The following is a 21,755-nucleotide window of genomic DNA, read 5'->3' on the forward strand; positions in this document are numbered from 1 at the left end:
TGGGCCCCGCCGCTGCGGGTGCGGTGCCGTCACGGTCTCCCGCGACGGCGCCGACGACCGCTCCCGCGCTCAGCGGGAACGGCGGACGTCAGGGTCTCAGGCCCCCACGCGGAACCGCGCGAACGCGGTGGCGGTGGCGCCGGCCTCGGAGAGGACCTGGCCCACGGTCTTCTTGGAGTCCTTGGCGAAGTCCTGGTCCACCAGCACGACGTCCTTGTAGTAGCCCTTCAGGCGGCCCTGGACGATGTTCGGGATGATCTTGTCCGGCTTGCCCTCGTTGCGGGCGGTCTCCTCCGCCACGCGCTTCTCGTTCTCGACCGTCTCGGCGGGAACGTCGTCCTCGGAGAGGAACGCGGGGGACATGGCGGCGATGTGCACGGCGACGTCGTGCGCGGCGGTCTCCGCGTCCGAGCCGGACACGGCCAGCAGAACACCCACCTGGGCGGGGAGGTCCTTGGAGGTCTTGTGCAGGTACACGGCCACGTGGTCACCGGCCACGCGGGCCACACGACGCACGACGACCTTCTCGCCCAGCAGCGCGCCGGTCTCGGTCACGAGCTCGGACACGGGCTTGCCGTCCACCTCGGTGGCCAGCAGGGACTCGAGGTCCGCGGCGTCGGCGGCCACGGCGGCGTCGAGCACCTTGTTGCCGAACTCCACGAACGGCGCGGACTTGGCCACGAAGTCGGTCTCGGAGTTGACCTCGACCATGTAGCCCACGTTGTTCTCCGCGCGGGCCACCACGATGCCCTCGGCGGTGGAGCGGCCCTCGCGCTTGGTCACACCCTTCAGACCCTTGACGCGGATGATCTCCTGGGCCTTCTGGGGATCGCCGTCGGCCTCGTCCAGGGCCTTCTTGACGTCCAGCATGCCCGCGCCCGTGCGCTCGCGCAGGGCCTTGATGTCAGCAGCGGTGTAGTTCGCCATGTGAACTCCTCTGTTGTCGGTGGTGTCCGCCCGGGCGTCCTGGGACGCCCGGGCGGTTCCGGTCACCACTGTGGGTCACCGGGAAGAATGGGAGGTGAACACCTCCCGCGGCCTCACTCGGCGGCGGGGGCGTCCTTCTGCTCGGTCTCGGCGGGCGCCTCGGCGGCGGGGGCAGCCTGCTCGGCCGGAGCGGACTCCTGGGACTTCTGCTCCTCGTGCTGCTCCAGCAGCTCCCGCTCCCACTCGGCCATGGGCTCCTCGGCGGCGTTCGACTTGCCGTTGTGGCGCTCCATGAGACCCTCGGCCACGGCGTCGGCGACCACGCGGGTCAGCAGCGACACGGAGCGGATGGAGTCGTCGTTGCCCGGGATGGGGAACGCGACCTCGTCCGGATCGCAGTTGGTGTCGAGGATCGCGACGATCGGCACACCGAGCTTCTGGGCCTCGTCAACCGCGAGGTGCTCCTTCTTGGTGTCCACGATCCAGATCAGGGACGGGGTCTTGGTGAGGTTGCGGATGCCGCCGAGGGTGCGCTCCAGCTTCTCCTTCTCGCGGCGCAGCAGCAGCAGCTCCTTCTTGGTGTACTGCGAGCCGGCGACGTCGTCGAAGTCGACCTCTTCCAGTTCCTTCATGCGGTCGATGCGCTTGGAGACGGTCTGGAAGTTGGTGAGCATGCCACCGAGCCAGCGGTGGTTCACGTAGGGCATGCCCACGCGGGTGGCCTGCTCCGCGATGGCCTCCTGCGCCTGCTTCTTGGTGCCGACGAACAGGATGGTGCCACCGTGGGCGACCGTGGCCTTGACCGCCTCGTAGGCCTTGTCGATGAAGCCCAGCGACTGCTGCAGGTCGATGATGTAGATGCCGTTGCGCTCGGTGAAGATGAAGCGCTTCATCTTGGGGTTCCAGCGACGGGTCTGGTGGCCGAAGTGGACGCCGTTGTCGAGCATCTGGCGCATGGTAACGACGGGCATGTCGTCTCCTCGTGGCTATCCGGCGGCCCGGGGGCCACCGTGGGTTGACGGTTCTCGACCGGGGGTTCCGGTCCCTGGCGCGATGCGCGGACCGTGCTCGTGGAGCGGGTCCGACGCGCCCCGTACCGTGGTCTCCCGATGCCGGGAGTCCGAGCGGACCGAGGGGCACGCACCCGGACGGAACGAATCCGTGCCGGGCTCCTTCGCGCGCGAAGTCAGCCGTCCGCCGCTCTCCCGCACCCGCGAGCGGGCATGAGGGTACAACGGCAGGGCAACTGCACCGGCCAGCCTACAGCATGCCGCGGCACACCCGCTCCACACCCGCCCGTCCGGCCCCGTGTGACGACGCCGCCGCGCCACCCTGGGAGCATGGCTCCCGTTCCCGCCCAGCGGCCCCCGTCCACCGACCGCTCCCTCACGCACTCCGGGCTTCGACGCACCCTCGTGACCTTCGTGCTCCTGCTCGGGGCGGTGGTCACGGGCGGGACCCCGGCGGAGGCCGCCGCCGGAAACGCCGGGTGGGCGTGGCCGGCGTCCCCCGGACCGGCCGTGGAGCGCTCCTTCGAGGCACCCGCGAAGCGCTGGCTCCCGGGCCACCGCGGGGTGGACCTGCACGCGCCCCCGGGCACCCCCGTGCGCGCACCGCAGGCAGGGGTGGTGAGCTTCAGCGGAAAGGTCGTGGACCGGGAGGTGCTCACCATCGACCACGGGGACGGCCACCTGTCCTCGTTCGAGCCCGTCTCCGCCTCGGTGCGCACGGGGGACCGGGTGGCCCGCGGCCAGGTGGTCGCCACGGTTGCCGCACCGGGTCACGGACCGGCGGGCTCGGCCGTGCACTGGGGGGTGCGGGAGGACGGCGAGTACGTGAACCCGCTGCAGTTCGTGGCGGACATGAGGCCGTCCGTGCTGCTGCCCCTCCCGGACACCGGGCCGTGAGGAAACTGCGGGGTGCACGGGATGCTGTAGGGCGGGTGGGGCTTGAACCCACGACCCAAGGATTATGAGTCCTCTGCTCTGACCAGCTGAGCTACCGCCCCTCGCGGCCGGTCACCGGCCGCGGCTCCACGGTACCCCACCGGGGCGGTGCACCACGGCGCCGGGCCGCACCACCCGTGGGACGCGGTGTCGGCAGGCGACGGGTCAGCGCGCGGCACCGCCGTAGATGCGCTCGAACGTGTCCAGGGTGCGGGCGAAGGAGTGCTGGGCCACCATCTCGTGGCTGTGCTCCCCCATGGCCCGGCGGGTCTCGGGAGAGGCGTCCAGCACGAGCTGCAGCTTGCGGGCCAGGTCCTGTGTGTCCCCCGGCGTGAAGAGGTAGCCGTTGCGCCCCTCGTCCGCCAGGTGGGGCAGGGCTCGCGCGTTGGCGAGCACCACGGGCGTGGACGCGCTCATGGCCTCGAGGGTCACCAGGGACTGCAGCTCCGCGGTCCCCGGCTGGCAGAACACGTCCGCGCGCAGGTAGGCCCGGCGCAGCTCCTCGTCCGGGAGGAAGCCCAGGAAGTGCACGCGGTCCGCCACGCCGCGCTCGTGGGCCAGAGCCACGAGCTTCTCCCGCTGCTCCCCCTCCCCCACGATCTCCGCGTGGACGTTCTTCTCCCGGGGGACCAGGGCCAGCGCCTCGATGAGCTGGTCCACGTTCTTCTCCACGGCCAGCCGCCCGCAGAACAGCACCACAGGGTGCCCGGGGTGCTGGACGTTCTCGTCCGCGGCGGCCTCGTACTGACCGGCGTCGATGCCGTTGGACACCGCGACCGCCCGGTCCGCCACGCCGTTGTCCACCATGGTGCGCACCGCCAGGGGCGTGGGTGCGGTGATCACGTCGCACTGGCCGTAGACCCGGGCGATGTCCCACCAGGAGACCTTGCGGTAGCCCCGGATGAACCACTGCGGGAAGGGAAGGAAGGGCTCGATGTTCTCGGGGATGAAGTGGTTGGTGCCCACCACCCGGATGCCGCGACGCGCCGCCTCGCGGACCATCAGACGCCCCAGGATGTAGTGGCACTGCACGTGGACCACGTCGGGGCGCAGCTCGTCCAGCAGGCGCGTGACCTCGCGGGCGATCTCCCACGGGAAGCAGAGCCGGAAGTACGGGTGGGTGAACGCGTGGTGGGAGCGGAAGCGGTGCTCCACGACTCCGTGATCGCTCACGGTCCGGGAGCGTCCGCTGGTGGACATGGGGGCGGCCACGTGCACCTCGTGGCCCCGGTCGAGCAGGCCGTGGGCGAGCCGCCGGGCGAACTGGGCGGAGCCGTTGACGTCGGGCGGATAGGTCTCTGCGGTGATCAGGATCTTCAAGGCGTGGACTTTCCGTGCGTTCGTCGTCGCTCGGGGCGTCAGTCCGCCGTGGACGACGCCGCCTGCTGGCCGGTGCCGCCATCCCGCGTCCCGGAACGGGCGCGTTCGGCCGCTCGGCGCTGGATGACCTCGGGGTGGAACTGCGAGAGCAGGACCACGCCGACTATAGCAACCACTCCTGCGAGACCCATGCCCACGGCGAGCCCACCGGTGAGGGCCGGACCGGCCTCCCCCAGCACGAGCAGCCCCAGTGCCACACCCACCATGGGGTCCACCACCGTGAGACCGGCGATCACCAGGTCAGGGGGCCCGCTGGAGTACGCTCCCTGGACCATCCAGCCGCCCAGCACGGCGGCCACGACCAGCATGAGGACACCGAGCCAGTTCACGGCGCCGAGTCCTCCGGAGGTCAGCGCGGTCACGGTCAGCCGTACGAGCACGGCCACGAAGCCGTAGAGCACACCAGCTCCCAGCACGTAGAACATGCTGATGCGGTGGCGCCGCAGCACCACCTCCGCGATCCCGATGAGCACCACGAGCCCCAGGAGCATGAACACCACGGTGTTCTCCGCCCCCGCGCCCGGACGCCGCGTGGGGTCCGTGGCGGCGACCGCGCACACCACGACGCCTGCGCCGCCGAGGGTGCACAGGGCCACCGCGAGCCAGGTCCTGCGGTTGATGGTCAGCCTGCCGTGCCGCGCGTGCAGGAGCGTGGTGATGACCAGGGCGATCACACCGATGGGCTGCACCACGGTGACGGTGGCCAGGGCGAGTGCCGAGACGTTGAGGGCCGTGCCCAGGCCGAGGAGCCCGCTGCCGAGCAGCCAGCGGCCGTTGCGCAGCAGGGCCACCAGGTTGCGGGGGTTCAGCGCACCGGAGGTCTCCCCCGTGACGGCGGCCGACTGCGTCTGGGTCCCGACCGCAAGGCACACGGCCGAGGCGATGGCGAGGGCCACCGCGATCCACTGGGTCATGCTCCCCGTCCGTTCTCCATCACGGGCACGCGGTGTGCCCCGGGTACGCACAGGGCCGGGTCACGAGAACCCGGCCCTGTCTCCGCTGCCCGCCGCGGTCACCGTGCGGCGGGGAGCGGGATCACTTCTTGAGCAGCTTGCGCAGGAACACCAGGAAGGTGGTGCCGGCGGCGAAGGCCACGGCCAGCGGCTGCCACCGCTCGCTCAGCCGGTCCTGCACGGAGGTGGAGCCCGCGGGTCGCACACCCTGGGTTCCGCCCTTGGAGGCGAAGGTGTTCTTCACGGACTCCTGGGTGGCGGAGACGGTGCGGGAAGTGCGGTTCACGAATCCCTGCGTGGCGGCCTGCACGGACTCGGCACGGTTCTGGGCGTCGTCGCGCAGGCTCTTGAGGTGCTCGCGGCGCAGCTTCAGGCGGTTGCGCAGCTGCTCCTCGGTGGGCTTGACCGGCTTGACCCGGTTCGGATCGTTGGCGGCCTCCTCCTTCTCGCGCTGCTTCTTCTGCTCGGCCTCGTTGATGTCGCGCTGGACGCGGCCCTCGTTGTACGCGGAGCCCTCCTTGACCACGCCGAGGTCGTAGCGCAGCCCGAAGATGGTCTTCTCGGGCAGCAGGGGCAGGGCGCTCTTGATCTTGGAGACGCCGATCAGGGCGAGGACCGCGAGCACCACGATGAACACCACGGCCAGCAGCAGCGCGGCCAGCCACGCGGGCATCACGTGGGAGAGACCGGCGATCGCGGCGCCGATCAGCGCGATGGTGGCGAGCAGCAGGAAGACCAGGCCCACCACTGCGAACGCGGCACCCACGCCCACCTTGATGCCCTTCTCCTTGAGCTCGAGGGCGGCGAGCTGGGCCTCGTCCTTCAGCTGCTTGGGGAGCAGCCGCAGGAAGACCTTCACGACGTCCGTGATGGATGCCGCGCCGGGCCGCTTGGTGGTGCGAGTTCCTGCCCTGGGTGTGTGGCCGCTGTTGGGGCCCACTGCATGGCTCATGCCGCCTCCGATGAGTACGTGGTGGTGGATAAAGGTCGATCTGCTCTCAAAATACCATTCACTTGCGCACCAATCGGCCATGTGCGCCTACGCTCCAGGGCTCCTGGCACCTACCGCAGACGACCGTCCGCCATGCCCACGCAGCGGTCCGCCAGCGGCACGAACTCGGTGTCGTGGGTGACCACGAGGCTCGCCAGCCCGAGGCCGTGGGTGAGGTCCGCGAGCAGCTCCATGACGCTGCGGGAGCGCTCCTGGTCCAGGGCGGCCGTGGGCTCGTCCACGAGCAGCAGCCGGGGACTGTTCATCAGGGCGCGGGCAATGTTCACGCGCTGGCGCTGACCTCCCGAGAGCTGGTGCGGGCGGCGGTCACCGCAGTCCACCAGCCCCACCCGTTCGAGCAGCTCGTCCGCGCGGCCGCGGGCCTCGCGCAGCCGCGCCCCACGGGCACCGGCCACGTGCGCGGCCAGGGCCAGCTGCTCCCGGGCGGTGAGGGCGGCGAGCAGATTGGGCTGCTGGAACACGATGCCGGTGTGCCCGCGCCGGATCCGGGCCAGTTCCTTCTCGGGCAGCTCCCCCAGTGACCGCCCCGCCACCGTCACCGTGCCCGCGGTGGGCCGCGCGAGGGCGGCGGCCACGGCCAGCAGGGAGGACTTCCCGGAGCCGGAGGGCCCGGTCAGCGCCGTCATCTCCCCCGGGTGCAGCTCGAGGTCCACCCCGTCCAGGGCTCGGACCGTGCGGGGCTCACCGCGGGCGTCCGTGCCGTCCGGGTACTCCAGGGTGACGCCCGTGAGACGCAGCGCGGCGGCGTCGTCGTCGAACGGCTCGGGAACGGCATGGCGGGTGCCGCGCGGGGTGGTGCGGTCGTGGCGGGGTGCGTGGTGGTTCCCGCGGTGGGTGGGGTGGGCGGCCGCGCGGTGGCGGGCGTCGACGTCGGTCACGGGCATGGTCAGTTGCCTCCCAGGGCGATCAGCGGGTCAACGGTGGAGACGCGGCGCACGGCCAGCAGGGAGCCCACGAGCCCGAGGGCCAGGACCCCCGCGACGGGCACGGCCACGCTCGCGGCGGAGAGTTCGAACGGGACGGCCGAGCCGGCGAGCGCACCGCCGAGCAGCCCGGCCCCGCCGCCCAGGAGCACGCCCACGGCGAGCACCACGGCGGCCTGGACCAGGGAGTCGCCCACCACGTAGCGACGGCTCGCCCCGAGCGCGCGCAGCACGGCGATGTCGCGGGTGCGCTGGATGGTCCACACGGTCAGGAACGAGACCACCACCAGGGCGCTGATCCCGTAGAGGAATCCCTGCATCATGAGCAGCGAGCCTCGCTCGGAGCGGTACGCGGGCAGGGCGGCGAGCGCGTCGTGGGTGCTCAGGGGCACGGTCTGCGTGTCCCCGGGGGTGGCCGCGGGCACGTCGGGCGTGGTGAGGGCCAGGGCGGTGGCCACCTCGCCGTCCGGTGCGTGGGCCACGGCGGGGAAGTCCGTGGTGCTCAGCCACACCACGGGCACGTGGCTGTAGTACTCGTCCTCGACCACACCTGCCACGGTCAGTGCCCGGCCGCCCAGGGTCACGGTGTCCCCGGTGGCGACGCCCACGTCCCGGGCGAGGGCGCGGCTCAGCACGGCCTCGCCGTCCCCGGCGCGGGCGGCTCCGGAGTCCACGGTCAGCCCGGACGCCAGCTTGCTCCCCGGCTCCAGCGCCATGCCGGCGGCCGCGGTGGCGTCCGCGGGCGACGCCGCGGCGCGGTCTCCCGCACCCTGCCCACCGGCCCGCAGGCTGGTCTGCACGATGCCCAGCCGCTCCACGTGGTCCGTCCCCACGGCCTGCCGCCAGCCCTCCAGCTGCTGCCGGTCGATGGAGGACGTGGTGAAGGACGGCTCCGAGGCGCCGCCGGGAGGAGCGCTCAGGACGAGGCGCTGCGCGCCGAGCCGCTCCAGGGCGGAGGTGTTCTGGTGGCCCAGGCCGTTGGTGAGGCCCGTGAGCAGCACCAGCAGGAGGGTGATCAGGGCCACCACGGTGGCCAGCAGGGCGAAGCGGCCCTTCGCGAACGCGATGTCCCGCAGGGACAGGAACATGGGGTGACTCCCGGGGTCTTGGTGGTTTTCCGTAGCACCCACCAGTCTCGTGGCCGCGGGCTCCCGGCGGATCGCCAACTCGGTCCAACCTCGCACCCACACCCGGTGGACCCCGGGATCAACCGGACGGTTGATCCCGTCCGGCCCACCCGTGCGTAGCATGGCCGCAGAGCACGTCCCCGCGTTCTCCCCCGCCGTCCCGAAGAGGTCCCCGTGCCCCACGAACTGTCCACGCCCGGCCTCCTGCGGGTGCTGCGGGTCACCCTGCACGTGGGCTTCGCGGCACTGCTGGCTCTGGCACTCGCGCAGACCCTGTCCCGGTGGCCTGCCGGTCACACTGCTGGGCTGGTCGCGGCCACTGCGGGCTCGGTGGCGCTCGCCTCGGTCTACCTGGCAGGCACGATCGCCGAGAACCACGTGGCACGCGGCACGGCGGACCCCGCCACAATGCGCTTTGCCCCGGCGTGGCTGGCCACGGTCACACTCGTGTGGATCGCCCTGGCGCTGCAGAGCCCGGACTTCTCCTGGGTGGCCTTCCCCCTCTTCTTCCTCTACCCGGTGCTGCTGCCCCCGACCGTCGCCCTCGCGGGTGTGGCGGTGCTCGTGGGTGTCGTCGGGTACTCGCAGCACCTGCACGCGCCCGCGGGCGGGTTCAGCGCGGCCATGGTGGTCGGTCCGGTGATCGGGGCGGTGGTCGCCCTGCTGGTGAGCTACGGCTACCGGGCCCTGTACCGGGACTCCCAGCGGCACCTGAGCGTGATCCGCCAGCTGGAGTCCACGCGGGCGGAGCTGGCGCGGCAGGAGCGCACGGCTGGCACCACGGCGGAGCGCGAGCGGCTGTCCCGCGAGATCCACGACACCCTGGCGCAGGGGCTGACCTCCATCGTGCTGGTCTCGCGCGCCGCGCGGCAGTCCCTGACCCGGGAGGACCTCACCACGGTGTCCGCCCGCCTGACCACGATCGAGGACACCGCGGCCGCCAACCTGGCCGAGGCCCGCCGCTTCGTGCGGGACCTGGCCTCCCCCGCGCTCACGGAGTCTCTGCCGGCGGCGCTGGAGCAGGTGTGCCGCCGCACGGAGGCCGCCGCCCGCGCGGCGGACGGCGCCCTGCGGTGCGAGTTCTCCATCCAGGGCGAGCTCCCCCACCTGAGCGTTCCGCAGCAGAGCCTGTTCATCCGCGCCGCCCAGTCCCTCCTGGCGAACGTCACCGCCCACGCCCACGCCTCCCGCGCGGTGGTCACCCTCGCAGGCTGGGACGACGCCGTGTCCCTGGACGTGGTGGACGACGGCACCGGTTTCGACCCCCGCGCCCTGCACACGGACGGGTCCGGCGACTCCTACGGGCTGGCCCACCTGCGACGCCGCGCCGCCGAGCTGGGTGCGGAGCTCACCGTGGAGTCGGGGCCGCACCACGGCACCGCCGTGAACCTGCGGCTGCCACTCGCCCCGGGGCTGCCGTGCACCGTTGCCGCCGGGGACGGTTCCGAGGACGGGAGGGCCACCGCATGAGCACCCGGGTGCTGCTCGTGGACGACCACCCCGTGGTGCGCGCGGGGCTGCGCGCCGTGCTGGAGTCCGTGGGGGACATCGCCGTGTGCGCGGAGGCCCAGGACGGACGCGCGGCACTGGACGTCCTCGCCGCCCCCGAGTCCGGAGTGGACGTGGTGGTGATGGACCTGCAGATGGGCGCTGGCATGGGCGGACTGGAGGCCACCCGGCGCATCGTGGCCGCGGGCGGACCCCCCGTACTGATCCTCACCACGTACGACACGCAGGCGGACGTGGTCGCCGCCCTGGAGGCCGGGGCCACCGGCTACCTGCTCAAGGACGCGCAGCCGGAGGACATCGGCCGGGCCGTGCACGACGCCGCCGCGGGCCGCCCCGTGCTCTCCCCCTCCGTCACGGCGCGGCTCATGAGCCGGGTCCGGGCGCCGGGCGTATCTCTCAGCCCGCGGGAGATCGAGATCCTGCGCGGGCTGGCCACCGGCGCGAGCAACCGGGCGCTCGCCACGAGCCTGTTCATCTCCGAGGCCACGGTGAAGACCCACCTCGTGCACATCTACGACAAGCTCGGCGTGGACAACCGCACCGCGGCCGTGAGCCGTGCCCGGGAGGAGCGGATCATCTGAGGCCCTGCGTCCCGCGGTGAGGCCACCGCACCGTTCCGCCCCAGTCCACGCAGGACCACGGCAGCCGGGGTGTCTGCCCGCGGGCGGTGAGCCGGTGCGGGGTGAAGTCCGTGACCGGCGGGACGTCCTCGTGGCCCCTGAACACCGGCCCGGCGTAGCGGTGACCGGTGTCCGGGCAGACCATCAGGACGCAGCGGCCCGAGGAGGTGTCCCCGTCCTGCCCGGCCCCTGGCGCGGATGGCGCCTCCGGCGCGGGCTGGTGCGCGTGGCCGTGCGGTGCTCGCCCCAGCACGTGCCCGGCCACGGCGTACGCGGCCCCGGAGCTGAGCCCCGCGAACAGCGCGTGGTCCCGGCACAGCGAGACGGCCCCCGCGCGGCCCACCTCCGCACTGACCCAGTGGATCTCGCGGTAGAGCTCGCGGCGCACGTTGCGGAACTCGATGCAGCTACCGATTCCGGCGATCAGCATGTCCGGGTCCTGGACGTCCTCCGAGCCGAAGGTCACGGAGCCGAACGGCTGCACGCCCGTGAGGCGAACCTCCAGCCCGGACTCCGCCAGGCCCAGGGCCAGTGCCCCGCTGGAGGACCCCGACCCCACGGGAGCCACCAGCTCCACGGCGCGGTGGCCCTCCCGCAGCAGGCGTCGTCCGAGACCGAGGGCGAGGTCCCGGTAGCCGCGGTAGTGCACGGCGTCGTGGTACTGGCGCATCCAGTGCCAGTCCGGGTGCTGGGCGAGCAGGTCCCGGATCCGGGCCACCCGCCGGTCCTGGTCCGCGCGCAGGGAGTCCGAGGGAGGCATCTGCTCCAGCCGAGCGCCGAGCATCCCGAGCTGCAGCCGGAGGGTCTCGTCCACGGTCGTGGAACCCACCACCACGCACTGCAGACCTGCCTCGTGGCACGCCAGGGCGAGGGCCAGGGCGTAGACGCCGCTGGAGGAGTCCACCACGGTGTCCCCGCGGGCGATTCGGCCCTCCGCGACCAGCTGCCGCACGGCACCCCGGGCGGACTGCACCTTCATCACCTCGAAGCGCAGCGCGAGCAGCCCGGGACGCAGCCGGATCAGGTCCGGTGCACCCACGGCCTGGGCGGCGTGGTCGAGCAGGCCCGGAAGGGCGGCGTCGTCGTGCGGTGCGGTTGTCATGCTCCACCCCAGATCATGTCGACGGTGCGTTCCAGGCCCAGGGAGTCCAGGGCCGTGCGGGCCTCGCGCGCCCGGTGGGCCGCTCCCGGCCGGCGGGCGTCCACCAGCACGGCGCACACCGTGCCGCTGTGGGCCACCTGGACACCCACTCCCCCGGTCTCCCGGCAGACGGCGAGCAGGGTGGGAAGTGCGGGTTTGGGCAGGCGGGACTGGTTCAGCAGCGCGGAGCGGGTGGCGGCCTCGCCCAGCAGAGCGGCGTCCTGCTCCGACACCGCCCGGTCCACCCGCTGCAGGATCCGGAGGCACTCCCGCCGTTCCCGGGGGCTGTACTGACCACCGCCGACGTCCAGGGTCTCCACCGGCCCGCCGGGCACACGGCACCCCACCACGTGCACGCGGGGGAACGCCCGGGGCCAGTGCCGGATCACCCGCCCGTGGCGGTGGGCGAACAGCAGGGGCACGCACCCGTAGGCCAGGGGGTCCGAGGCCGTCTCCGCCCGGCGCGCCAGCTCGCTGACCTCGCGGCGGGACAGCCGCAGACCGCAGCAGTCCCCGACCGCGCGGATCGTGGCGACGACGTCCGCGGTGGAGGAACCCATGCCCCACCCGGGCGGGATCCCGCTCTCGATCCTCAGCCGGCCCCCGGGAGGGCACGGGACCTGGCGCTCACGGCACAGCCGCAGGGTCAGCTGCGCGGCACGCCGCGCCTTTCCCAGCCCGTGGCCCGCCCGCACCCCGGGGCGGGCACTGGGCTGGAACTGCGCGCACGCCCCCAGCTGCGGCAGCGGGACCGTGACGAGTCCCGGTGCCGAGCCCGCGCCGCACGGGAAGCTGCCCTGCACGAGCTCGCCGTGGTGGGCGATGCACCGCCCGCGCCCGGTCCGCCCGGGCAGTGGCGGGCGCGGTTTCGACGCCCTCACGGGGCGCCTCCCCCGTGCCGCCCCGAGCGTTCCAGCCCCCCGAGCACCCGGGCCGCCCGGCCGGCCGCGAGGGCGGCCAGCAGGGTCACGAGCGCGAGCGCGGTGCCCACTCCCTCCCAGCCGGCCACGGCGAGACCGGTCCCCGCCACCGTGGCGCCGAGGCACACGCCGAGGCTCTGGCCCGCGCCGTTCAGGCCGAGAACGGTGCCGCGGTGCGCCGACGAGGCACGGACCAGCACGGTGGTCACCACGGCGGCGACCACCGCGTGGGAGGCGGCGAGCAGCGCCGTCGCCAGCAGTGCTACGGGGAGGACGGGCGCGAGGAACACCACCGGGACGGCCCCGGCCCCCACGAGCGCGGCGCCGCAGGCGATCCACGCGGCGCGGCGCGCGGACGGCTGCGAGCGCAGCGCGCGACCCCCGAACCAGTTGCCCAGGAAGAACGCCAGGCCGGACAGCGTCCACACCAGGGAGAAGGCCCCGGGGCCCGTGGCGAAGCGCTCGGAGTACACGAGCGCGAGGTAGGCCAGCTGACCCATGAACGCGGTGGTGCGCAGGGTGGAGACGAGCAGCACGGCGGGCACTCCGGGCAGCGTCCACGCCACCCGCAGACCGGACGCGTACCCCGTGGGGGCCGAGGGCCGCGAGCCCCCGGCAGCGGCGCCGTCCGCCCTGCTCCGGCGGAGCAGCAGGGCCCCGGTCACCGCGGCGAGGACGGCCGTGGCCAGGAGGTCTCCCCGCCACCCCCACAGCACGGCAGGACCGGCGAGCAACGGGGCCGCGAGCATGGCCGTGAGTGTCATGGTGGCCGAGACCTGGGTGGCCGCGCGCCCGGCCGTGCGCTCGTCCCGGAAGCGGTCCGCGGCCATGGCCGAGACGGCCGGGTTCAGCACGGCGGTGGCCGCGCCCACGAGCAGGCAGAAGCCCGCCCACGACCACGCCGATCCGAGCACCCCCAGCACGCACGCGAGAGCGAGCACGCCGAGCGCCCCGGCCGCCGTCGTCCCGCGGGAGACCCGGTCCAGCAGCGGTGCGCAGGACAGCCCCACCACGAGGGCGGCCACACCGCCCGTGCCGCGCAGCCACCCCATGAGCGCGGCACCCTGTCCGGCGTCCCGCGTGATCTCCACGAGGAAGGTGGAGTAGACGGTGAACGGCACGAGCCCCAGGGCGCAGGCCGCGAGCAGGGGCAGGATGCGGGCGGTGATCTGGCGGTCGCTCAGGGCGGCGTCACCCTGCGCGGTCGACGCTGCGGACGCCGCGGTCACCGCCCGCGCTCCCCCGCGGCGTCGTTCCCGGCCCGACCGGCGTCCGCTGCCGCGCCGTAGAGGTGCAGCTCCGTCTCCTGGGCGCTGAACTGCGAGAACGGGAACGGCTCGGCGCTCAGGGCGGTGACCCCGCACCCCAGGAACTCGCGGGCCACTGCCGGTGCCGACTGCGCGTAGATCCCCAGCGGGATCCCCCGGTCGAGGCACCGGGTGCGGATGCGGTCGAACGTTCCGTTGCCGAGGGTCATGCCGGTGGCGAGCACGGCGTCCGCCACGGCCAGCACCTCCTCCATGTCCCGGCTGACGGGGTCTCCCCACAGGGTCTCCCTCAGGGTGAGGTCGCACGGCAGCACCTGCGCACCGCGAGCGCGCAGGGCCGCCACCAGGGGGTTGACCACGCCGATCAGGGCGATCCGCTGGCCGGGCCGCACCGCCAGCAGCCCGGCGACGGCGCTGTCCCTGGCCCGGGCGCGCTCGTCCGGCGTGCCTGCGGGCAGGGTCACACGGCGCGCGCGGGGATCCGCACGGTGGGGCGCCCGTGCGGCGAGCCACGCGTCCAGCACCGCAACCCGCACCGGGAGGCTGGGGTGCGCGAGCAACTCCCGCACGGTCAGCCCGGAGAGCTCAGGGATCTCCGGGGTCAGCTCGTGCGCTTCCACCGCACAGCCGCCGAAGGCCCCGTCGACCCGCACGAGGACGTACTGGTTGCGGTACAGCTCGGTCTCCGCCGCGAGGCGCGTGCCGTGCTGGACGGCGAAGATGCTGCGGGCCACCGGTTCGGGACCCTCCGTGGCACCCGAGTGCTCCCTGTCCAGGTGCCCGCGGGCCAGCTCCACCAGCTCCGCCACGGACTGCGGGGCGCGCTCCCCGAGCCGGCTCACCGCAGACCCTCCGAGCGCAGGTAGTCGGCGAGCTTCTGCGCGCCGTCCATGTTGCGGGGGCTGGAGACCGCCTCCCCGTAGTCCATCACGTAGATCCTGCCGTTCTTCACGGCGGGCGAGTCCTTGATCGGGGACCGGTTCCTGAGGTAGTCGATCTTCTCCTGCACGGGCTGCTTGTTGTAGTCCACCACCACGACCGCCTCCGGGACGCTGGTGACCACGGACTCCCACCCCACGGTGTCCCACCGGGCGTCCAGGTCCTTGGTCACGGACTCGGCACCGGCCAGGTGGATCATCCCGTTCAGGGCGGTCCGCCGGCCTGCCGTGTACGGCTCGGAGGTCCCGGAGTCGTAGACGAACACACGGGCGGGTTTGGCGGGCCGCGGTGACTCCTCGAGGGCGCGCCGCTTCTCCCGCAGCTGCCCCACGAGCTTCTCCGCGCGGTCCTCCGCCCCGAAGATCGTCCCGAGGTCCGTGAGGTCCTGCTCCGTGGCCGCCAGGGGGTCGGGATCGGACGTGTCCCCCTTGTAGCCCCTGCAGGTCTCGTGCTGCATGTAGGAGTTGATCCCCACGTCGCGCAGGGAGTCCGGGGTGACGCCGCGGGTCTCGCTGAACCCCGCCTGCCAGCCGGCGAACACCCAGTCCGCCCGCGCGCTCACCACGGCTTCCTGGCCCAGCACCGTGTCCGAGATGGTCTCCACCTTCCCGTAGTCGTCACGGTACGGGGACTTCTCCACCACGCTGCTCACGGTCTGGGGGAGCACGATCCCGCGCATCTGCTCCGCGAGACCCAGCGAGAACATCTTCTCGATCGCGGAGACGTCGTACGCCACCGGTTTCTGCGGCGTGGGGTAGGTGCTGCGCTGCCCGCAGTTCTCGATGGTCTTCTCCGCACCGGCGGAGGCGTCCTTCTGCACCTGGGCGCCGCAGCCGGTCAGGAGCAGGCACCCGGCCAGACCCAGGGCCAGGGGCGTGGTGCGCCGCCCCGCACGCCGGCCGACGACGCCGCCCGTTCTGCTCCCGCGCCCACCGCCCGGGCTGCACCGGGTCACGGAGCGGGAGGGCGGGGCGGAGTCCGCCGGGGTGGTGGGCTGCGGTGCAGGGGGTGTGGTCATGAGGGATCCTCTCGGGTGATGGGAAACAGCAGATGGGGTGTCCCGGTGTCGGGACGGGTGACCAGCACGGGACGCACGCCGTACACGCGCTCCACGGTGTCCGGGTGCAGTGCCTCGTGGGGCGGGGCGTCCGCGACCACCCGGCCCGCGGCCAGCACGACCACGCGGTCGCACAGGGCGGCCGCGAGGTTGAGGTCGTGCAGGGCCATGAGCACGGCCGGGCGCTCGGTGGTGGTGCCCCGCAGGGTGCGCACCAGGTGCGTCTGGTGGCGCAGGTCCAGGTGGTTGGTCGGCTCGTCCAGCAGCAGGTAGGGGGTCCGCTGGGCCAGGGCACGGGCGATGAGCACCCGCTGGCGCTCGCCGCCCGAGAGTCCCAGCACGCTGCGGTGGGCCAGCTCCTGCACCCCGGCGCACTCCATGGCCTCCTGCACGGCGCGGTCCAGCTCCTCGCGGGGCGTCCGGGGGTTGGCCGCGGCACCCAGGCGCACCACCTCGGCCACCAGGAAGTCCAGCTCCACCCGTTCCTCCTGTGGCAGCGCCGCGATCTGGGCGGCGGAGTCCCGGTGGCGCATCCGGTGCAGGGGGTCCCCGTCCACCAGCACCGCGCCGCCGCGCGGCACCAGGGCGCGGTAGAGGGCCTTCAGCACGGTGGACTTCCCGCAGCCGTTGGGGCCGACCAGCCCCACGACGTCGCCCGGAGCCACGTCCAGCGAGAGGTCCGGGACCACGGTGCGCCCGGCGACGTCGAGGTGCAGCTCCCGCAGCTCCAGGCCGGCCGCGCGCGCGGTCACCGCGAGCCCCCGAAGACGTAGCCGGAGCGCCGCACCAGCACCAGGAAGACGGGCACGCCGACCAGCGCGGTGACCACGCCCAGGGGCAGCTCGCGCGGCGGGGCGGCCACACGGCTGAGCAGGTCCACCCAGACCATGAACAGGGCTCCCGCCAGCGGCGCGAGAACCACGGTGCGCCGGTGCGCCGGGCCCAGCAGGATCCGGGTGGCGTGCGGGACCACGAGTCCCACGAACCCGATGGTGCCGGAGACCGCCACGAGCGTGGCGGTGCCCAGGACCGTGAGCACGAACAGCTGGACCCGCATCCGATCCGGGTCCACGCCCAGGCTCGCGGCGGAGCCGTCCCCCATGGCCAGGGTGTCCAGGTCCCGAGCGCGCCACGCGAGCCAGGCCAGGCACAGCGCCGTGGCGAGGACCGGCAGGGGCAGCTGCTCCCACGTGGCCGCGCCCAGGGAGCCGAGCATCCAGAACATGACGGTGCGGGCGGCGTCGCCCTTCGCGTCGAAGAACACGATCGCGGACATCAGCGCCTGGAATCCGAAGGAGAGCACCACACCGGTGAGGATGAGCCGCACGGGGGCCACACCGCCCGGGGTGCGGGACAGCAGGTACACGAGCACCGACGCCGCCAGGGCCCCCAGGAATGCCGCCGCGCTGAGCGCCAGTCCCCCGAGCGCGGCGAACAGTCCCCAGGAGACGACGGCGCTCGCACCCACCGCCGCGCCGGAGGAGACGCCCAGGATGAACGGGTCCGCCAGGGGGTTGCGCACCATGGCCTGCGCGGCGATGCCCAGGGCGCTCAGCCCCGCCCCGACCACTGCGGCCAGCAGCACCCGCGGGGTGCGGAGCTGCAGGACCACGGTGTAGTCGGTGAAGTCCGCCGCGGGAATCGCCCCACCTGTCACGGCGGCCCGGAGAAAACGGGCGGTGTCCCCCACGGGGATGGGGGCGGCGCCCCAGGAGATGGCCGCGGGAATGGACGCGCCCAGGGCCAGGACCAGGGCCAGGACGGGGAGCGCGTGGCCGCGGGGAGACAGGCGTGGTGAGGTGCGCATGATGCCATAATGATAATCATTCTCATATAACCGGACAAAACCCTTTCCAGGGCAGACAGGGACGGACATGCGGGGAGCGCCGCACCGGGCGGCGCGGGCCCAGCGGGCGGCGGGTGGCCGCGGGGAATCAGCGTCCGGCGGCTTCGGTGACGAGTTCCGCGGTGCGGACGGGACGGTCGAGCATCACGAAGTGCCCGGAGCCGGAGACCACCCGAGTGGTCACGCGGGCCTCGCGGTCCAGCGCGCGGGCCTGGCGCAGCACGTGGCGCACCCAGGCGGAGGGACGACGGCGCGGCAGGCGACCGTTCGCGGCCACTACGAGCACCGGCAGCTCCGGCGCGAGCGGCACCGCGCTCCGCAGCGCCACCAGCTCGCGCATGCACGAGCGGTAGCCCGCGAGCTCCCGCAGGGACGCGGCCAGCGTGCTGGAGGCCGGGGCCTCCGGGTGCCGCTGCCGCGTGCGCCCGCGAGCACTGTCATCTGCACTGCCCACGACCGTGCGCCGCGCGGGGACCAGTGCCGTGAACACCGCCGCTGCGACAACCCGCCACACCCACCCCACGGGCCGGGACAGCGCCGCCGGACGCGTGAGGCTGCGGAAGCGGTGGGCGGCCCGGGCGGCGTCGTCCCCGGCGGCCACGCCCTCCGCCTCGGGAACGGAGCCGTCCAGCAGCACCAGGGAGCAGACGCGCTCGGGGTGCAGGCGGGCAGCGGCCTCCGCGACCGCGGCACCGAACGAGTGCCCCACTGCCGTGACGGGGCCTGCGATTTCCCGCGCCTCCAGGACGGCGACGAGGCGGGCGGCCTCCTCGGCGAGGTCCGGCAGGTGCGCAGGTACCGGGTCCCCTGGTGCATAACCGGGGCGCTCCACGACCACCACGCGGAACCGGTCCCGCAGCAGCGCGGCGACCGGCAGCCAGTCCCACACCACGGACGCCACACCCGAGGAGCACAGCAGCACCGGGCCGGAACCCACGTCCAGCAGGCGCGTGGGCCGCCCGAGCACGGAGACCGTCACCACGCCCCCCTGCAGTCCGGCACGACCCTGGGCGCTCACGCCGCGGCCCGCCCGCGCCGGGGACGCAGCCGGTCCACCACGGGTGTTCCCGCCGCGGCAACGAGCCACACGACGATCGCGATCATGGAGAGGCGCTGGGTTATCCCCTCCGTGGGAATGCGGGTGAGGAGCGCGTCCGCCCCGGACAGCACGATCGTCACGATCCCCGCCCAGCTGGTGAGGCGCACGAGCCGGTCCGCGGCCGAGCTCAGCACGAGGGAGGCCAGCATGGCCACCGCGAAGGCGGCTCCGGCCAATGACGAGGAGACGGTGTGCACCGCGTGCTGGACCGGGAGGGTTCCGGCGGCCTCGGCGGCGGCGCAGGCGGCGGAGATGGAGGGCGCGCACGTCATGGGATTGACGGCGTCCACCACCGTGGCCGTTCCGGCGAGCGCCAGCGCGGCGCACCACGCCCGGACGGCGGTGCGGGAGCGCCGGTCCGTGGGCACTGTAGAGGCGGCGTCGCCGAGGCCGGCGGGCAGCCCGCGCCACAGGATACGGACCCGGGCGTAGGAGAGAACCGCGATGACCACCAGGAGCACGCCGCAGATCCCGTCGGCGGTGCGCAGCAGACTCGCCGCCGGGCGGTCCGGCACGAGGAACTCGGAGGCGTAGGAGGTCCACGGGTGCAGCCCGGGGTCCAGCAGCGGTGCCACGAGCCACGCGGAGTACATCACCGCGGCCACCGTGCAGAGGCGGCGTGAGGCCAGGGTCACGAGGTCTGATCACCCACCTGGGGTCGTCACGGCTGTCGGGACATCAACGGCGTTTCACTGTACGTGACATCCGCCTGCCCGGATTCAGGGGTTCCGGCAACGGGAGAAGCACTGATCCCCACCCGTGAAAAACCCGCGGCACATCACCGTGGAATCAGGAGGGCCAGCACGGTGTGCAATCTTCTGCCTCATGGCCTGCCAGCCCAGGGGCGCGGTCTCCCTGCCGGTAGCATCCGATGGGGACGCAAGAAAATGCCGACTGTTCTGGGGACGGAACTATGCCAGAGACGAACGTTCTTCCGCGCCGCACTCTCGCGAAGGGGGCGGCATGGTCTCTGCCCGTCATCGTCGCCGCGGCAGCCGCACCGGCGTATGCCGCATCCCCCGGCTGCGAGGACGTCACCGCGGAGTGGAGTGCGAGCTCGAGTGGAAGGACATCCGCCTCCGCGACGAACGGTGTGACTGCGACCGCCGCGGCCAACGGGTCAACACGCATCGGCTCGACGAACTTCTCCACCGCCACCATCACCAACGGTGTCAAGAACGGGACCTACCTGGTGCTGAACCAGTCTGGCGCCAATGCCCAGGGGCAGACCGTGACCATCACGTTCCCGCAACCGGTCTACTGCGTCAGGCTCTCCGTGAACGACATCGACACCCAGTTCAGAAGCGCCGCCGACAAGTATCGGGACAGTGTGGAGGTCACGGGATTCACGCCCTCCACCGTTCCTGCCTCATCTGGCATCCTCACGATCAGCGGCAGCTCTGCGTATCCCACCGCCGCGGCGACCAGCACCAGCTCCGGGGGAAACTACGACAACTTGACGAGCGCCGCCGGACTCGCGCAGTTCTCGGCACCCGGTCCGCTGTCCGCGATCACCCTCCGGTACATCAACAACAGTCCGGGCACCGGCACCACGGTTGATGTGAACCAGCAGCAGGTCTACATCTCGGCCCTGACCTACAAGACCCGATCCGGCTGCACCTGCCCGTGAGGCACGTGCTGTTCCGCAAGCAGGGACCGCGCTCACCACTAGCCAGGGTCCCGGCATGAACTGAACCCGCGGGGCCGGCGCCGCGGTGTCCAGAGCTCAGGCACTCTCAAGCTTTCGTGTTCAGACCGAGGTTCCCGGAACCACAGCTGTTCCAGTCGCCGACAGGATCTGGGGCTCAGGCCCGCACGGCCGGTGCCGCCTCGTCGTCGTCCTCCGCGGGCAGTGCGCGCGGGACGGTGTCGCGCATGTCCCGGAAGGTCTTGAAGCTGGCCCAGAGCACCGCCGTGAGGGGGACCGCCAGCAGCGCACCGGCCACCCCGCCCTCGTGCGCGCCAATGGCCAGGGCCGAGATGATCACCACGCCGTGCAGGCTCAGGGCGGTGCCCATGACCTTGGGCTGCAGGATGTGGTGCTCGATCTGGTTCACCAGGATCACCACGACGACCAGCACCACCGCGGCGGCCGGCCCGGCCGCCACCAGCGCCACCAGTGCCGCCGCCAGCCCGGTGACCAGGGCGCCGACGATCGGGATGAAGGCCCCCAGGAAGATCAGGGCCGCCAGGGGGAAGGCCAGCGGCACCCGCATGACGAGCATCGTGATCAGGTCGCACACCGCGGCGAAGACGGCGATGATCACGGTGCCGCGGATGTACCTGCCCAGCACGTGCACGGAGGCACGCCCGGCCTCCGTGGCCCGCTCTTTCAGCCGCTCCGGCAGGAACCCCACGAGGAAGGCGGCCATCCGGTCCCCGTCCAGCAGGAAGAAGAAGAGCATCACGATCATCAGCAGCGCACCGGCGAGGATTTCCGTGGCCACGGAGACCCCGGACAGCGCACTGGATTCCGCGCCACTGTTCTTCAGGAACTCGGTGGCCCCCGAGAGGTACTCGTTCAGGTGGGTGCTGTCCAGCGGAACGCCCCAGCCCGTCAGGATGTCCACCAGCTGGTTCACGCCCTCCTGGGCCTTCTCTGCAAGGTCGGACCACTCGTTGCGCACCGTCAGCGCGATGCCGAACAGCAGAGCGGCCAGCGCCACCAGGATGGCCAGCAGGGCGGTGATGGCCGACCAGACGCGGGTGAAGCCGGCCCGGTGGCGCAGGAACCGGATGATCGGGTGCATGGCCGAAGCGATGATGAGAGCCAGGAGCAGCGGCAGCACCACGATCTTCAGGGTCACGGCCAGCCACACGACCAGCCCGACCACCACCGCCAGGATCAGCGTCTGCAGGGCCCGGATGGCGGAGCGGCCGTACGCGTCACGCCACATCTGCCGCGGGGTGGGAGCGGGGGCCAGTGCCTGCGGCGGGGAGGCCTGCGTCGCTGAGGACCGCGGTTCCGGGCTCCGCCGGGTCGCAGTGGCGCCGTGCGCGGAGGCCGCGGACTGTGGGGAAGCGGTGGAGTCAGAACCGGTCATTACGAACGTCCTTGAGCTGGAGGGCTGGAGGGGCGCGCCGGGGC

General features: G+C 72.9%; 21 protein-coding genes and 1 tRNA gene. 4 read left to right on the forward strand and 18 right to left on the reverse strand.

Going from position 1 to position 21,755, the window contains the following annotated elements; genetic code table 11:
- Positions 1 to 96: 96 nt before the first annotated feature.
- Together tsf and rpsB are read right to left on the reverse strand one after the other, a co-directional pair.
- A complete protein-coding gene (tsf, locus tag Q4A22_RS08615; RefSeq protein ID WP_303178589.1) occupies positions 97 to 927 on the reverse strand; it encodes a translation elongation factor Ts in 831 nt (276 codons plus the stop codon).
- A 113-nt stretch (positions 928 to 1,040) separates the two neighbouring features.
- Positions 1,041 to 1,898, reverse strand: coding sequence for a 30S ribosomal protein S2 (gene rpsB / locus Q4A22_RS08620; RefSeq protein ID WP_303178591.1), 858 nt, complete (start codon positions 1,896 to 1,898; stop codon positions 1,041 to 1,043).
- A gap of 369 nt (positions 1,899 to 2,267) precedes the next feature.
- Here rpsB and Q4A22_RS08625 point away from each other — a divergent pair, with 369 nt between their 5' ends.
- Positions 2,268 to 2,834 (forward strand): M23 family metallopeptidase, encoded by a 567-nt coding sequence (locus tag Q4A22_RS08625; RefSeq protein WP_303178593.1) that lies wholly within the window; start codon positions 2,268 to 2,270, stop codon positions 2,832 to 2,834.
- A gap of 27 nt (positions 2,835 to 2,861) precedes the next feature.
- Here the strand turns inward: Q4A22_RS08625 and Q4A22_RS08630 are convergent.
- The 6 genes from Q4A22_RS08630 to Q4A22_RS08655 form a co-directional block, all read right to left on the reverse strand.
- Positions 2,862 to 2,935: transfer RNA gene (locus Q4A22_RS08630), tRNA-Ile, on the reverse strand.
- A gap of 103 nt (positions 2,936 to 3,038) precedes the next feature.
- Positions 3,039 to 4,193, reverse strand: coding sequence for a glycosyltransferase (locus tag Q4A22_RS08635; RefSeq protein WP_303178595.1), 1,155 nt, complete (start codon positions 4,191 to 4,193; stop codon positions 3,039 to 3,041).
- Positions 4,194 to 4,231: 38 nt separating this feature from the next.
- On the reverse strand, positions 4,232 to 5,167 hold the full coding sequence (locus tag Q4A22_RS08640) for a DMT family transporter (RefSeq protein WP_303178597.1): 936 nt from the start codon (positions 5,165 to 5,167) through the stop codon (positions 4,232 to 4,234).
- 121 nt (positions 5,168 to 5,288) lie between these two features.
- Positions 5,289 to 6,158 carry a phage holin family protein gene (locus Q4A22_RS08645; RefSeq protein WP_303178599.1) on the reverse strand — a complete coding sequence of 290 codons (870 nt, stop codon included), beginning with the start codon at positions 6,156 to 6,158 and terminating at the stop codon, positions 5,289 to 5,291.
- 110 nt (positions 6,159 to 6,268) lie between these two features.
- Positions 6,269 to 7,102, reverse strand: a complete 834-nt coding sequence (locus tag Q4A22_RS08650; RefSeq protein WP_303178601.1) for an ABC transporter ATP-binding protein — start codon at positions 7,100 to 7,102, stop codon at positions 6,269 to 6,271.
- A 2-nt stretch (positions 7,103 to 7,104) separates the two neighbouring features.
- The gene (locus Q4A22_RS08655) at positions 7,105 to 8,229 is read right to left on the reverse strand and encodes an ABC transporter permease (RefSeq protein WP_303178603.1); all 1,125 of its coding nucleotides are present in this window, start codon (positions 8,227 to 8,229) and stop codon (positions 7,105 to 7,107) included.
- Between the two features lie 213 nt (positions 8,230 to 8,442).
- On the opposite strand from Q4A22_RS08655, the gene Q4A22_RS08660 reads away from it, so the two are divergent.
- Together Q4A22_RS08660 and Q4A22_RS08665 are read left to right on the forward strand one after the other, a co-directional pair.
- Positions 8,443 to 9,738: a sensor histidine kinase gene (locus Q4A22_RS08660; RefSeq protein WP_303178605.1), complete on the forward strand. Its 1,296-nt coding sequence runs from the start codon at positions 8,443 to 8,445 to the stop codon at positions 9,736 to 9,738.
- Positions 9,735 to 10,358 carry a response regulator transcription factor gene (locus tag Q4A22_RS08665; RefSeq protein ID WP_303178607.1) on the forward strand — a complete coding sequence of 208 codons (624 nt, stop codon included), beginning with the start codon at positions 9,735 to 9,737 and terminating at the stop codon, positions 10,356 to 10,358. The genes Q4A22_RS08660 and Q4A22_RS08665 overlap by 4 nt, the downstream gene beginning before the upstream one ends.
- Here the strand turns inward: Q4A22_RS08665 and Q4A22_RS08670 are convergent.
- The 9 genes from Q4A22_RS08670 to Q4A22_RS08710 all read right to left on the reverse strand — a co-directional run bounded on the left by Q4A22_RS08670 (position 10,351) and on the right by Q4A22_RS08710 (position 19,302).
- Positions 10,351 to 11,499, reverse strand: coding sequence for a pyridoxal-phosphate dependent enzyme (locus tag Q4A22_RS08670; protein WP_303178609.1), 1,149 nt, complete (start codon positions 11,497 to 11,499; stop codon positions 10,351 to 10,353). The two genes, Q4A22_RS08665 and Q4A22_RS08670, sit on opposite strands and share 8 nt — an antisense overlap.
- Positions 11,496 to 12,419, reverse strand: a complete 924-nt coding sequence (locus tag Q4A22_RS08675; protein ID WP_303178611.1) for a hypothetical protein — start codon at positions 12,417 to 12,419, stop codon at positions 11,496 to 11,498. The genes Q4A22_RS08670 and Q4A22_RS08675 overlap by 4 nt, the downstream gene beginning before the upstream one ends.
- A complete protein-coding gene (locus Q4A22_RS08680; protein ID WP_303178613.1) occupies positions 12,416 to 13,687 on the reverse strand; it encodes an MFS transporter in 1,272 nt (423 codons plus the stop codon). Before Q4A22_RS08680 ends, Q4A22_RS08675 begins: the two co-directional genes overlap by 4 nt.
- Entirely contained in the window at positions 13,684 to 14,568 is an 885-nt protein-coding gene (locus Q4A22_RS08685) for a DUF364 domain-containing protein (protein WP_303178614.1), read from the reverse strand. Before Q4A22_RS08685 ends, Q4A22_RS08680 begins: the two co-directional genes overlap by 4 nt.
- Positions 14,565 to 15,683, reverse strand: coding sequence for an ABC transporter substrate-binding protein (locus Q4A22_RS08690; RefSeq protein ID WP_303178616.1), 1,119 nt, complete (start codon positions 15,681 to 15,683; stop codon positions 14,565 to 14,567). Before Q4A22_RS08690 ends, Q4A22_RS08685 begins: the two co-directional genes overlap by 4 nt.
- Positions 15,680 to 16,474 (reverse strand): ABC transporter ATP-binding protein, encoded by a 795-nt coding sequence (locus tag Q4A22_RS08695; RefSeq protein WP_303178619.1) that lies wholly within the window; start codon positions 16,472 to 16,474, stop codon positions 15,680 to 15,682. The genes Q4A22_RS08690 and Q4A22_RS08695 overlap by 4 nt, the downstream gene beginning before the upstream one ends.
- Positions 16,471 to 17,529 (reverse strand): iron ABC transporter permease, encoded by a 1,059-nt coding sequence (locus Q4A22_RS08700; RefSeq protein WP_303178620.1) that lies wholly within the window; start codon positions 17,527 to 17,529, stop codon positions 16,471 to 16,473. The genes Q4A22_RS08695 and Q4A22_RS08700 overlap by 4 nt, the downstream gene beginning before the upstream one ends.
- A 127-nt stretch (positions 17,530 to 17,656) precedes the next feature.
- Entirely contained in the window at positions 17,657 to 18,547 is an 891-nt protein-coding gene (locus tag Q4A22_RS08705; protein ID WP_303178621.1) for an alpha/beta fold hydrolase, read from the reverse strand.
- 35 nt (positions 18,548 to 18,582) lie between these two features.
- A complete protein-coding gene (locus Q4A22_RS08710; protein ID WP_303178623.1) occupies positions 18,583 to 19,302 on the reverse strand; it encodes a DUF998 domain-containing protein in 720 nt (239 codons plus the stop codon).
- Between the two features lie 458 nt (positions 19,303 to 19,760).
- Between Q4A22_RS08710 and Q4A22_RS08715 the strand changes: the two genes are divergently transcribed.
- A complete protein-coding gene (locus Q4A22_RS08715) occupies positions 19,761 to 20,297 on the forward strand; it encodes a hypothetical protein (protein WP_303178625.1) in 537 nt (178 codons plus the stop codon).
- 175 nt (positions 20,298 to 20,472) lie between these two features.
- Here the strand turns inward: Q4A22_RS08715 and Q4A22_RS08720 are convergent, their stop codons facing one another.
- Complete coding sequence (locus tag Q4A22_RS08720; protein WP_303178627.1) at positions 20,473 to 21,711, reverse strand: AI-2E family transporter; 1,239 nt, start codon at positions 21,709 to 21,711, stop codon at positions 20,473 to 20,475.
- Between the last annotated feature and the right edge of the window lie 44 nt (positions 21,712 to 21,755).

Source organism: Kocuria sp. (assembly GCF_030530945.1).
In the GTDB taxonomy this organism is placed as follows: domain Bacteria; phylum Actinomycetota; class Actinomycetes; order Actinomycetales; family Micrococcaceae; genus Kocuria.

What these genes read in the sequence shown, in the direction of transcription:
- Q4A22_RS08690 (WP_303178616.1), bottom strand. Translation starts at nt 15,683, where the DNA reads ATGACCACACCCCCTGCACCGCAGCCCACCACCCCGGCGGACTCCGCC.
- Q4A22_RS08650 (WP_303178601.1), bottom strand. Translation starts at nt 7,102, where the DNA reads ATGCCCGTGACCGACGTCGACGCCCGCCACCGCGCGGCCGCCCACCCC.
- Q4A22_RS08670 (WP_303178609.1), bottom strand. Translation starts at nt 11,499, where the DNA reads ATGACAACCGCACCGCACGACGACGCCGCCCTTCCGGGCCTGCTCGAC.
- Q4A22_RS08625 (WP_303178593.1), top strand. Translation starts at nt 2,268, where the DNA reads ATGGCTCCCGTTCCCGCCCAGCGGCCCCCGTCCACCGACCGCTCCCTC.
- Q4A22_RS08665 (WP_303178607.1), top strand. Translation starts at nt 9,735, where the DNA reads ATGAGCACCCGGGTGCTGCTCGTGGACGACCACCCCGTGGTGCGCGCG.
- tsf (WP_303178589.1), bottom strand. Translation starts at nt 927, where the DNA reads ATGGCGAACTACACCGCTGCTGACATCAAGGCCCTGCGCGAGCGCACG.
- Q4A22_RS08655 (WP_303178603.1), bottom strand. Translation starts at nt 8,229, where the DNA reads ATGTTCCTGTCCCTGCGGGACATCGCGTTCGCGAAGGGCCGCTTCGCC.
- rpsB (WP_303178591.1), bottom strand. Translation starts at nt 1,898, where the DNA reads ATGCCCGTCGTTACCATGCGCCAGATGCTCGACAACGGCGTCCACTTC.
- Q4A22_RS08720 (WP_303178627.1), bottom strand. Translation starts at nt 21,711, where the DNA reads ATGACCGGTTCTGACTCCACCGCTTCCCCACAGTCCGCGGCCTCCGCG.
- Q4A22_RS08645 (WP_303178599.1), bottom strand. Translation starts at nt 6,158, where the DNA reads ATGAGCCATGCAGTGGGCCCCAACAGCGGCCACACACCCAGGGCAGGA.
- Q4A22_RS08640 (WP_303178597.1), bottom strand. Translation starts at nt 5,167, where the DNA reads ATGACCCAGTGGATCGCGGTGGCCCTCGCCATCGCCTCGGCCGTGTGC.
- Q4A22_RS08700 (WP_303178620.1), bottom strand. Translation starts at nt 17,529, where the DNA reads ATGCGCACCTCACCACGCCTGTCTCCCCGCGGCCACGCGCTCCCCGTC.